Source organism: Burkholderia sp. GbtcB21 (assembly GCF_019091065.1).
Lineage (GTDB): Bacteria > Pseudomonadota > Gammaproteobacteria > Burkholderiales > Burkholderiaceae > Burkholderia > Burkholderia pyrrocinia_C.
Genome location: NZ_JAGXKA010000015.1, coordinates 214,737 through 226,746, shown reverse-complemented (window position 1 = coordinate 226,746; position 12,010 = coordinate 214,737). Strand labels below are relative to the sequence as shown.

Sequence of the window (12,010 nt, the reverse complement as noted above, 5' to 3'; positions counted from 1 at the left end):
ACCGTGAAACGACTCTACGCCGATGATAGTGCGGATTCCCGTGTGAAAGTAGGTAATCGTCAGGCTCCCTAAGCCAAGAACCCCCGCCCAAAAGGCGGGGGTTTTTGCATTTCAGCGGCGGAAATGCAGGGCACGCCAAGCAACGGCGGCGCAGTCGGAGCCAGAGTGCCGAAGGTGTTGATCCGGGCAGTGCCGTCCATCTCCAAGATTCGTCAGGCACGCTCAGGCCAATCAGGTTGCCCCACCCGATGGCAGCTCGAGTTGCCGTGACCCATCATCACCCCATCTGCTGCTCGCCGCGACGGCGATTAATTCTGCACCCTGGCTGATCAGGCGGCTGGCAAATTTCTTCGCTGCAACCTCCTTCCCCGATCTGCCTATCACCGGATACGGACTGGCGTAGCGTAGTCCTGCCTTTCAACGATCAGCCATCTCGCCGTGATCGCCGGCATCTTGAGCGCATCCTCGGCCAAAATCACAATTGTCGTTCAACGGTTTCAGGGTGCCGCTTGTGTCTCCGATCGCCGTATCGATTGCCCGCAACGGTCAACATGAAGAATCATCCGGCGATCACTGATCGACTTGCGCCATTCGCATGAGCCAAACATCAACTGTCGCACGCCAGATTTTCGGAGTGTTTTTGCTGCAAGTTGTGAACAACCAGCGCCACGTAAAGCCGCGCGGTTGTATAGCGTCAAGTCGCTATCGGGCGTTATTTCGTATTCAAAATCACTGATTTTTCTGCAAAGTTGCTTCCTTGGGCGCAGTGGAGGTATGTGGCCGGGCGGCAGGCTGCAAGAAGTCAGGCAGCGTCAGGCAGCAACACCCGCGGGCTCGTGAGGTGGCCGTCCTTAGAAACCCACACGGTTGCTCTTGACCGGCACTGGTCGGCTGTCTCGCAACACGTAGATCTCCTCGGCGAGCGAATAGACGGTACCGCCGAGGCAGCCCCGACCTTCTCCCGTTAGCGTGAAGTGCGCACCACCGATATCTACGGTGGTTGATCGTACCGTGCATGTAGTACTTCGATCGCCGAGCGCGAAGTGTTCGGCCGGCGGAAACCGGTGGGTCGTATTCCGATCTTGATCCAGAATCGGCACGAGCATCGCCGGGCAGCAAGTGACGGACGTCGACAACTGCGCGTCGCAGGTCAGCTTTCCGGCGTCCTCGGATGTATGAGGCGCGGCGAAAGCTCCTGCGCCGAAGCCAGCGCAGACATCCGCGTTCAGTTGAGCGAGGCGGGCATGGCACGGACGGGCGGGATGCCGTGTGAACGCCCGCGGATTCGTTGCGACAGGCCGACAAGTTGCTGCTGTTGGCTGGTTTGCGCGACGGATCGGCTGGAGCAATGCTGCATTGCTGAGCGTCCGCCGCGACGGTGCCGCCGCGCGCGAGGCAATCGGGTGCGTGGGGTGCATATCGTTGCCAAGCAGCGGCCGCAGCACGTCGGGGCTGGCCGTGGTCGGACTGATCTTGTCGCGCGTCATTTCCGGAGCCTACTGCGACGAGGTACACCGATACATCATCGAGCAGCCACGAATATGCGGTCGCATCCAGGCTCGTCGCGCGCGCCAGCGACGCCCGTCGAGCCAAGGTGGCCGGCGCCAGCGTCGAGGACAGGTTTCAGCCGCTCATAGGCGGCAAGTGCGGCGGCCTCCTTCGGGCGTCCCCGAGGCGTGGCTGGTCGGCCAATGCCTGTTGGCGGATCTTCACGATCGTGCTCGAGTGACATCAGGCATCTGCTGGACCGGAGGCACATGACGACCATCACAAGAGCGAGCGGGCGTATCAGGATTCGTACCGGGAACGGACAGGCGACTCGGCATGCATCGCGCCTTCCGGTGAAGCCGGCTAAGACAGGGGGGGAGGGGCCACGATTCCGTGCCGGAAGCCCGCGCCTGGTCTCAGATGCAACTACCGAAAACGCGCGAGAGTCCTGTTGTGCGTACCGCCTGCAGGTTGCGAACAGGCAGCCTGCAGTACCGGATACGAAGCCTCTGTTTTCCATCGATAGAGAGGCTAAAGGCCCTCACGAACACTGAGCGGGGATCATCGAAGCTGCCCGGCACGAAATTTGCGGAAATTTTGCGTCTACCCGCTTGGCATTGTGCGCGAGAGGTCGTATGATGGCGGTCTTTCGTTTTTAGCGCAGATGCAGATCGGCGCTGAAGGCGGAGTCTGACGAAGATGTGGCGCCGATCGGCAATATCTCGTGCTTGCCTTAGCCGGGCAAGGGCGGAGGATCGGTGGTAGCGCAAGTGTCGGGAAGAGGGTTGAAAATAATCTTCCTGATGTGCTTGACAAGAGTGCGATGCACCCCCATAATCGTCAGTTCTCTACGGAGGGGTGCCCGAGTGGCTAAAGGGGGCAGACTGTAAATCTGTTGGCTTACGCCTACGTTGGTTCGAATCCAACCTCCTCCACCAAGATATCAGCGTAGTTGAGCGGTAGGGAATCGTTAGTAGCCCGTGCGGGTGTAGCTCAATGGTAGAGCAGAAGCCTTCCAAGCTTACGACGAGGGTTCGATTCCCTTCACCCGCTCCAGACCGCGAAGTTGAAGCGTAAAGCGCCCATGTGGCTCAGTGGTAGAGCACTCCCTTGGTAAGGGAGAGGTCGGCAGTTCGATCCTGCCCATGGGCACCAGTAGCAAAAAGTCAGTGTCTTGTTTGCGCGCGGCGCAACCTGTGAAATTCCTTTTGGGAGTTGAAAATGGCCAAGGAAAAGTTTGAGCGGACCAAGCCGCACGTGAACGTTGGTACGATTGGTCACGTTGACCACGGCAAGACGACGCTGACGGCAGCGATCACGACGGTTCTGACGAAGAAGTTCGGCGGCGAAGCGAAGGCATACGACCAGATCGACGCGGCACCGGAAGAAAAGGCGCGCGGCATCACGATCAACACGGCACACGTCGAGTACGAAACGGCTAACCGCCACTACGCACACGTCGACTGCCCGGGCCACGCTGACTATGTGAAGAACATGATCACGGGCGCGGCACAGATGGACGGCGCGATCCTGGTTTGCTCGGCAGCAGACGGCCCGATGCCGCAAACGCGTGAGCACATCCTGCTGGCGCGTCAGGTTGGCGTTCCGTACATCATCGTGTTCCTGAACAAGTGCGACATGGTGGACGACGCTGAACTGCTCGAGCTGGTCGAGATGGAAGTTCGCGAACTCCTGTCGAAGTACGACTTCCCGGGCGACGACACGCCGATCGTGAAGGGTTCGGCGAAGCTGGCGCTGGAAGGCGACACGGGCGAGCTGGGCGAAGTGGCGATCATGAGCCTGGCCGACGCGCTGGACACGTACATCCCGACGCCGGAGCGTGCAGTTGACGGCGCGTTCCTGATGCCGGTGGAAGACGTGTTCTCGATCTCGGGCCGTGGTACGGTGGTGACGGGTCGTGTCGAGCGCGGCATCGTGAAGGTCGGCGAAGAAATCGAAATCGTCGGTATCAAGCCGACGGTGAAGACGACCTGCACGGGCGTTGAAATGTTCCGCAAGCTGCTGGACCAAGGTCAGGCAGGCGACAACGTCGGTATCCTGCTGCGCGGCACGAAGCGTGAAGACGTGGAGCGTGGCCAGGTTCTGGCGAAGCCGGGTTCGATCACGCCGCACACGCACTTCACGGCTGAAGTGTACGTGCTGAGCAAGGACGAAGGCGGTCGTCACACGCCGTTCTTCAACAACTACCGTCCGCAGTTCTACTTCCGTACGACGGACGTGACGGGCTCGATCGAGCTGCCGAAGGACAAGGAAATGGTGATGCCGGGCGACAACGTGTCGATCACGGTGAAGCTGATCGCTCCGATCGCGATGGAAGAAGGTCTGCGCTTCGCAATCCGCGAAGGCGGCCGTACCGTCGGCGCCGGCGTCGTCGCCAAGATCATCGAGTAAGCCAGTTATTCGTTGATCGACAGTTTTGGGGCTGGCAATAGCCGGCCCCAGCATGGTTTAGGGGTATAGCTCAACTGGCAGAGCGTCGGTCTCCAAAACCGAAGGTTGGGGGTTCGATTCCCTCTGCCCCTGCCAAAAAATAGCCACGTGTCCTACGTGGCATTTGTTTTAAGGTGTTATGGCGAATCCATCCGTCGAAACTGTAAATACCTCCGGCGATAAGCTAGTGCTGGCCCTGGGCGTATTGCTGGTGTTGGCCGGATTCGTGGGCTTCTTCTGGCTGGCCAATCAGCAGTGGTATGTCCGCGGTGCCGCGTTGGCGGTAGGTATCATCGCTGGCGTGGCCGTCGGGCTGATGTCCGCACCTGGCAAGAGCCTCATCGCGTTTGCCAAGGATTCGTACAAGGAAGTCCGGAAGGTCGTTTGGCCCACCCGCAAGGAAGCAACGCAAACAACACTCGTCGTGTTCGGTTTCGTGCTCGTGATGGCGATTTTCCTCTGGTTGAGTGACAAATCGATCGAGTGGGTAATTTTCTCGGCGATTCTGGGTTGGAAATGATATGAGCGATACTCCGGCATCCCCGAGCGGAAAACGTTGGTACGTCGTGCACGCCTACTCCGGTATGGAGAAGAGCGTGCAACGTGCGCTTCAGGAGCGCATCGAACGTGCTGGCATGCAGGACAAATTCGGTCAGATCCTGGTTCCGACCGAAGAAGTGGTCGAAGTCAAAGGCGGCCACAAGGCTGTGACCGAGCGTCGTTTCTTCCCCGGCTACGTGCTGGTGGAAATGGAAATGACGGACGAAACGTGGCACCTCGTGAAGAACACCGCGAAGGTCACCGGCTTCGTCGGCGGTGCGCGTAACCGCCCGACCCCGATTTCCCCGAAGGAAGTCGAGAAGATCATGTCGCAGATGCAGGAGGGCGTCGAAAAGCCGCGCCCGAAGACCCTGTTCGAAGTTGGCGAGATGGTGCGTGTCAAGGAAGGCCCCTTCACGGACTTCAACGGCACCGTCGAAGAAGTCAACTACGAAAAATCGCGCGTGCGTGTGTCGGTCACCATCTTTGGCCGCTCAACCCCGGTCGAACTCGAGTTCGGCCAGGTCGAAAAAGTTTGATCCCGATTCGGTGGGCAGCCTCGGCTGCCCACCTTCGCGCTTACGGCCCGCGTTACGGCCGTTGAGGAGCGTCAGTAGCCAGCGGCGAAAGCGCGTTATCACTCACCGAACGCCGCCTGGCGTTCCAACGAGGTTTTCAAATGGCAAAGAAGATTGTCGGCTTTATCAAGCTGCAGATCCCTGCAGGTAAAGCCAACCCGTCGCCGCCGGTCGGTCCGGCACTGGGCCAGCGCGGCCTGAACATCATGGAGTTCTGCAAGGCGTTCAACGCGCAGACTCAAGGCATGGAGCCGGGTCTGCCGGTGCCGGTGGTCATCACGGCATTCGCTGACAAGAGCTTCACGTTCGTGATGAAGACGCCGCCGGCAACCGTCCTGATCAAGAAGGCGGCGAAGGTGGACAAGGGCTCGAGCAAGCCGCACACCGACAAGGTCGGTTCGATCACGCGCGCTCAAGCCGAAGAAATCGCGAAGACCAAGATGCCGGACCTTACGGCAGCTGATCTGGACGCAGCCGTTCGCACCATCGCTGGTAGCGCACGCTCGATGGGCATCACTGTGGAGGGCGTGTAAATGGCTAAGATCTCCAAGCGCCGTCAGGCATTTGCCGCCAAGGTTGATCGTCAGAAGCTGTACGCGATCGAAGACGCACTGAGCCTCGTGAAGGAATGCGCGAGCGCGAAGTTCGACGAGTCGATCGACGTCGCAGTCCAGCTCGGCATCGATGCAAAGAAGTCGGACCAGGTCGTTCGTGGTTCGGTCGTTCTGCCGGCCGGTACGGGCAAGTCGGTTCGCGTTGCCGTGTTCGCGCAAGGCGAAAAGGCCGAGCAGGCTCGTGCAGCAGGCGCGGAAATCGTCGGTATGGAAGACCTGGCTGAGCAGATCAAGGCTGGCCAGATGGACTTCGACATCGTGATCGCTTCGCCGGACACGATGCGTATCGTCGGTACGCTCGGCCAGATCCTTGGCCCGCGCGGCCTGATGCCGAACCCGAAGGTCGGTACGGTCACGCCGGACGTCGCAACCGCCGTCAAGAACGCGAAGGCTGGTCAGGTGCAATTCCGTGTCGACAAGGCCGGTATCATCCACGCGACCATCGGCCGTGCATCGTTCGAGCCGACCGCGCTGCGTTCGAACCTGTCGGCGCTGATCGAAGCGCTGCAGAAGGCAAAGCCGGCAACGAGCAAGGGCGTGTACCTGCGCAAGATCGCACTGTCGAGCACGATGGGCGTCGGCGTGCGTGTCGACCAGGCTACGCTGGCAGCACAGTAAGCAAGTATTCAGGCCGCTTCGCTTGCGAAGCGGCCTTCATGGGCTTTGGGCGGTTGTTCGTGCAGCAAGGCGGGCAACCGGTTATCAAAGACCGTTGGTGGGGCGCAGCAGGCAGGCGATCCCTTAATTCAAGCCAACGCAGATGGCGAACCCGAAAAAGTTTTGCAGTGGTGAAGCCGCAGGCCGTGAAGCGATTCGCGGCGTGAGGTGGAAATACTCCTAACGAGGTCGGACGCCGTTGTTGAACGAGGTACGTGAGGTTTCGTGCCGAACGTATCGTTTCTGGAGGCTAACCGTGCCGCTTAATAGAGAAGACAAGCAAGCCGTCGTAGCTGAGGTTTCCGCGCAAGTCGCGAAGGCCCAGACCGTTGTGCTGGCTGAGTATCGTGGAATTGCGGTTGGCGATCTGACCAAGCTGCGCGCGCAAGCGCGTGAGCAAAAGGTTTACCTGCGCGTGTTGAAGAACACGCTGGCGCGTCGCGCTGTCGAAGGTACGCCGTTTGCTCCGCTGGCAGAGCAGATGACTGGTCCGCTGATCTACGGCATCTCGGAAGATGCAATTGCTGCTGCTAAGGTCGTCAACGACTTCAGCAAGAGCAATGACAAGTTGGTCATCAAGGCTGGTTCGTTCGATGGCAAGGTGATGGACAAGGCTGGCGTGCAAGCGCTGGCAAGCATCCCGAGCCGCGAAGAACTGCTCTCGAAGCTGCTGTTCGTTATGCAATCGCCTGTTTCGGGCTTCGCGCGTGCTCTGGCCGCGCTGGCCGAGAAGAAGCAAGCGGAAGCTGCGTAATCGAACGTGCATCAGCGTCATTGATCGCTGGCTGTATCCGAATTCAATTTAGGAGTATTTCAAATGGCAATCGCAAAAGAAGACATCCTGGCAGCAGTCGAAGGGATGACCGTTCTGGAACTGAACGAACTGGTCAAGGCGTTCGAAGAGAAGTTTGGCGTGTCGGCAGCTGCAGTGGCAGTCGCTGGCCCGGCAGGCGGCGGCGCTGCTGCTGCTGCTGAAGAGAAGACCGAGTTCACGGTCGTTCTGGCTGAAGCAGGCGGCAACAAGGTTGCAGTCATCAAGGCAGTTCGCGAACTGACGGGCCTGGGCCTGAAGGAAGCGAAGGACCTGGTTGACGGCGCACCGAAGGCTGTCAAGGAAGGCGTCGACAAGGCTGCATCGGAAGAAGCCAAGAAGAAGCTGGAAGACGCGGGCGCGAAGGTCGAAATCAAGTAAGTTTCGACGCGCTGTGCGAAGGCTGGCGGTATTTTCACCGCCGGCCTTTTTGTGCTTTGTGGGGACGTTATTCTGGCACTCATTCGGGAGCACGAATAATCGGCCCCAGAGGCCAAAGAAAACCGCCTGATCGTCGTCATAGGTCACGATTGGCGGTTCTCTTTGTCTTCTGAAGCGACTGCAGAAGGCAAGTTTGGTCGGGTAGCGGGCAACACAGGCATCCGCTGCCGTCAGCCAGCGGTTGGTAGCGGCCAACCACCAAGCTTCTCGGCTCGTTCAAGCCGTCGGACGGCCATCGGGTCTCAGTCGGTGAACACTCGGGTTTGAAACGTCCAGGTATTCCGCCTCGATAGCACCCGCCGTGATTCGGAGATCGTATGCAATATTCCTTCACCGAGAAGAAGCGCATTCGCAAGAGTTTCGCGAAGCGCCCCATCGTTCACCAAGTTCCTTTCTTGCTGGCTACCCAGCTTGAATCATTCAGCACGTTTCTGCAAGCCGATGTGCTCGCGACGCAACGCAAGCCTGAAGGTTTGCAGGCCGCGTTCACATCGGTATTTCCCATTGTTTCGCACAACGGCTTCGCGCGCCTCGAGTTCGTGAGCTATGCGCTGTCCGCGCCGGCATTCAACATCAAGGAATGCCAGCAGCGCGGCCTGACGTACTGCTCCGCGCTGCGCGCGAAGGTCCGCCTCGTCATCCTCGACAAGGAATCGCCGAACAAGCCGGTCGTCAAGGAAGTGAAGGAGCAGGAAGTGTACATGGGCGAACTTCCGCTCATGACGCCGACGGGCTCGTTCGTCATCAACGGCACCGAGCGTGTCATCGTCTCGCAGCTGCACCGTTCGCCGGGCGTGTTCTTCGAACACGACAAGGGCAAGACGCACAGCTCGGGCAAGCTGCTGTTCTCGGCGCGGATCATTCCGTACCGCGGCTCGTGGCTCGACTTCGAATTCGATCCGAAGGACATCCTGTACTTCCGCGTCGACCGCCGCCGCAAGATGCCGGTCACGATCCTGCTGAAGGCCATCGGCCTGACGCCGGAACAGATCCTCGCGAACTTCTTCGTGTTCGACAACTTCACGCTGATGGACGAAGGCGCGCAACTCGAGTTCGTGCCCGAGCGCCTGCGTGGTGAAGTCGCGCGTTTCGACATCACGGATCGCGATGGCAAGGTCATCGTCCAGAAGGACAAGCGGATCAACGCGAAGCACATTCGCGACCTCGAAGCCGCGAAGACCAAGTTCATCTCGGTGCCGGAAGACTATCTGCTCGGCCGCGTGCTGGCGAAGAACGTCGTCGACGGCGATACCGGCGAAGTGATCGCGAGCGCGAACGACGAAGTCACGGAAAGCGTGCTCGAGAAGCTGCGCGAAGCGGGCATCAAGGACATCCAGACGCTCTACACGAACGATCTGGACCAGGGTCCGTACATCTCGTCGACGCTGCGTGTCGACGAAACGACCGACAGGACGGCCGCGCGCATCGCGATCTACCGCATGATGCGTCCGGGCGAGCCGCCGACCGAAGAAGCGGTCGAGGCACTGTTCAACCGTCTGTTCTACAGCGAAGAAGCGTACGACCTGTCGAAGGTCGGCCGCATGAAGTTCAACCGCCGCGTCAGCCGTGACGAGATCACCGGCCCGATGACGCTGCAGGACGACGACATCCTCGCGACGATCAAGATCCTCGTCGAGCTGCGCAACGGCAAGGGCGAAGTGGACGACATCGACCACCTCGGCAACCGCCGCGTGCGTTGTGTCGGCGAACTGGCGGAAAACCAGTTCCGCGCCGGTCTCGTGCGTGTCGAGCGCGCGGTCAAGGAACGCCTCGGCCAGGCCGAAAGCGAAAACCTGATGCCGCACGACCTGATCAACTCGAAGCCGATTTCGTCGGCAATTCGCGAGTTCTTCGGTTCGTCGCAGCTTTCGCAGTTCATGGACCAGACCAACCCGCTGTCGGAAATCACGCACAAGCGCCGTGTTTCCGCACTGGGCCCGGGCGGTCTGACGCGCGAGCGTGCAGGCTTCGAAGTCCGCGACGTGCACCCGACCCACTACGGCCGCGTGTGTCCGATCGAAACGCCGGAAGGTCCGAACATCGGCCTGATCAACTCGCTCGCACTGTACGCGCACCTGAACGAGTACGGCTTCCTCGAGACGCCGTACCGCAAGGTCGTGGACAGCAAGGTGACCGACCAGATCGACTACCTGTCGGCGATCGAGGAAGGCCGCTACATGATCGCGCAGGCGAACGCCGCGATCGACGAGAACGGCACGCTGATCGACGAACTCGTGTCGTCGCGTGAAGCCGGCGAAACGATGATGGTCACGCCGGACCGTATCCAGTACATGGACGTTGCACCGTCGCAGATCGTGTCGGTCGCAGCCTCGCTGATCCCGTTCCTCGAGCACGACGATGCGAACCGTGCACTGATGGGCTCGAACATGCAGCGTCAGGCCGTGCCGTGTCTGCGTCCGGAAAAGCCGGTCGTCGGTACGGGCATCGAGCGCACCTGCGCGGTCGACTCGGGCACGACGGTTCAGGCGTTCCGCGGCGGCGTCGTCGACTATGTCGATGCTGGCCGTATCGTGATTCGCGTGAACGACGAAGAAGCGGTCGCGGGTGAAGTCGGTGTCGACATCTACAACCTGATCAAGTACACGCGTTCGAACCAGAACACGAACATCAACCAGCGTCCGATCGTGAAGATGGGCGACAAGGTCTCGCGCGGCGACGTGCTGGCCGACGGCGCCTCGACGGACCTGGGCGAGCTCGCGCTCGGCCAGAACATGCTGATCGCGTTCATGCCGTGGAACGGCTACAACTTCGAAGATTCGATCCTGATCTCGGAGAAGGTCGTGGCCGACGATCGCTACACGTCGATCCACATCGAAGAGCTGAACGTCGTTGCACGCGACACGAAGCTCGGGCCGGAAGAAATCACGCGCGACATCTCGAACCTGGCGGAAGTCCAGCTCGGCCGTCTCGACGAATCGGGCATCGTGTACATCGGTGCTGAAGTCGAAGCGGGCGACGTGCTGGTCGGCAAGGTCACGCCGAAGGGCGAGACCCAGCTGACGCCGGAAGAGAAGCTGCTGCGCGCGATCTTCGGCGAGAAGGCCTCGGACGTGAAGGACACGTCGCTGCGCGTGCCGTCGGGCATGAGCGGTACCGTGATCGACGTCCAGGTGTTCACGCGTGAAGGCATCCAGCGCGACAAGCGTGCGCAACAGATCATCGACGACGAACTGAAGCGCTACCGTCTCGACCTGAACGACCAGCTCCGCATCGTGGAAGGCGACGCGTTCCAGCGTCTCGCGCGCATGCTCGTGGGCAAGGTCGCGAACGGCGGTCCGAAGAAGCTCGCGAAGGGCACGAAGATCGACCAGGCTTACCTGGAAGACCTCGACCACTACCACTGGTTCGACATCCGCCTGGCGGACGACGAAGCAGCGGCGCAGCTCGAAGCGATCAAGAACTCGATCGAGGAAAAGCGTCACCAGTTCGACCTCGCGTTCGAAGAGAAGCGCAAGAAGCTCACGCAAGGCGACGAACTGCCGCCGGGCGTGCTGAAGATGGTCAAGGTGTACCTCGCGGTGAAGCGCCGTCTGCAGCCTGGCGACAAGATGGCAGGCCGTCACGGTAACAAGGGTGTGGTGTCGAAGATCGTCCCGATCGAAGACATGCCGTACATGGCCGACGGCCGTCCGGCAGACGTCGTGCTGAACCCGCTCGGCGTGCCGTCGCGGATGAACGTGGGTCAGGTTCTGGAAGTGCACCTCGGCTGGGCTGCGAAGGGCCTCGGCTGGCGTATCGGCGAAATGCTGCAGCGTCAGGCGAAGATCGAGGAACTGCGCGTGTTCCTGACGAAGATCTACAACGAGTCGGGCCGCCAGGAAGATCTGGAAAGCTTCACCGACGACGAGATCCTCGAACTCGCGAAGAACCTGCGCGAAGGCGTGCCGTTCGCAACGCCGGTGTTCGACGGTGCGACCGAGGAAGAAATGGGCAAGATGCTCGACCTCGCGTTCCCGGACGACATCGCGGAACAGCTCGGCATGAACCCGTCGAAGAACCAGGTCCGTCTGTACGATGGCCGCACGGGTGAAATGTTCGAACGTCGCGTGACGCTTGGCTACATGCACTACCTGAAGCTGCACCACTTGGTCGACGACAAGATGCACGCGCGTTCGACCGGTCCGTACTCGCTCGTCACGCAGCAGCCGCTGGGTGGTAAGGCGCAGTTCGGTGGCCAGCGTTTCGGTGAAATGGAAGTGTGGGCACTCGAAGCGTACGGCGCGTCCTACGTGCTGCAGGAAATGCTGACGGTGAAGTCGGACGACGTGACCGGCCGGACGAAGGTGTACGAAAACCTGGTCAAGGGCGATCACGTGATCGATGCAGGCATGCCGGAATCCTTCAACGTGCTCGTGAAGGAAATCCGCTCGCTCGGTATCGATATCGATCTCGACCGCAATTAATCGGAC

The 12,010-nt window shown here is 60.3% G+C and carries 9 protein-coding genes and 4 tRNA genes; 12 read left to right on the top strand and 1 reads right to left on the bottom strand.

Going from position 1 to position 12,010, the window contains the following annotated elements; all coding sequences use genetic code 11:
* Positions 1-851 precede the first annotated feature (851 nt).
* Entirely contained in the window at positions 852-1,487 is a 636-nt protein-coding gene (locus KVT39_RS28840; RefSeq protein WP_146120972.1) for a hypothetical protein, read from the bottom strand.
* Positions 1,488-2,340: 853 nt separating this feature from the next.
* Here KVT39_RS28840 and KVT39_RS28835 point away from each other — a divergent pair.
* The 12 genes from KVT39_RS28835 to rpoB all read left to right on the top strand — a co-directional run bounded on the left by KVT39_RS28835 (position 2,341) and on the right by rpoB (position 12,004).
* Positions 2,341-2,426: transfer RNA gene (locus KVT39_RS28835), tRNA-Tyr, on the top strand.
* Positions 2,427-2,470: 44 nt separating this feature from the next.
* Positions 2,471-2,544, top strand: a tRNA-Gly gene (locus tag KVT39_RS28830).
* 24 nt (positions 2,545-2,568) lie between these two features.
* A tRNA-Thr gene (locus tag KVT39_RS28825) sits at positions 2,569-2,643 on the top strand.
* A 66-nt stretch (positions 2,644-2,709) separates the two neighbouring features.
* Complete coding sequence (gene tuf, locus KVT39_RS28820; protein ID WP_006482910.1) at positions 2,710-3,900, top strand: elongation factor Tu; 1,191 nt, start codon at positions 2,710-2,712, stop codon at positions 3,898-3,900.
* A 59-nt stretch (positions 3,901-3,959) separates the two neighbouring features.
* Positions 3,960-4,035, top strand: a tRNA-Trp gene (locus KVT39_RS28815).
* 43 nt (positions 4,036-4,078) lie between these two features.
* Positions 4,079-4,459, top strand: coding sequence for a preprotein translocase subunit SecE (gene secE / locus KVT39_RS28810; RefSeq protein ID WP_034183753.1), 381 nt, complete (start codon positions 4,079-4,081; stop codon positions 4,457-4,459).
* A gap of 1 nt (position 4,460) precedes the next feature.
* Positions 4,461-5,018 (top strand): transcription termination/antitermination protein NusG, encoded by a 558-nt coding sequence (nusG, locus tag KVT39_RS28805; RefSeq protein ID WP_006400672.1) that lies wholly within the window; start codon positions 4,461-4,463, stop codon positions 5,016-5,018.
* A 140-nt stretch (positions 5,019-5,158) separates the two neighbouring features.
* Entirely contained in the window at positions 5,159-5,590 is a 432-nt protein-coding gene (gene rplK / locus KVT39_RS28800; RefSeq protein WP_006753591.1) for a 50S ribosomal protein L11, read from the top strand.
* Positions 5,591-6,289, top strand: coding sequence for a 50S ribosomal protein L1 (gene rplA, locus KVT39_RS28795; RefSeq protein WP_006482906.1), 699 nt, complete (start codon positions 5,591-5,593; stop codon positions 6,287-6,289).
* Positions 6,290-6,584: 295 nt separating this feature from the next.
* The gene (gene rplJ, locus KVT39_RS28790) at positions 6,585-7,082 is read left to right on the top strand and encodes a 50S ribosomal protein L10 (protein WP_034183754.1); all 498 of its coding nucleotides are present in this window, start codon (positions 6,585-6,587) and stop codon (positions 7,080-7,082) included.
* 63 nt (positions 7,083-7,145) lie between these two features.
* Complete coding sequence (gene rplL / locus KVT39_RS28785) at positions 7,146-7,520, top strand: 50S ribosomal protein L7/L12 (RefSeq protein ID WP_034183755.1); 375 nt, start codon at positions 7,146-7,148, stop codon at positions 7,518-7,520.
* A gap of 377 nt (positions 7,521-7,897) precedes the next feature.
* Positions 7,898-12,004, top strand: coding sequence for a DNA-directed RNA polymerase subunit beta (gene rpoB, locus KVT39_RS28780; protein WP_034183756.1), 4,107 nt, complete (start codon positions 7,898-7,900; stop codon positions 12,002-12,004).
* The last annotated feature ends 6 nt before the right edge of the window (positions 12,005-12,010 follow it).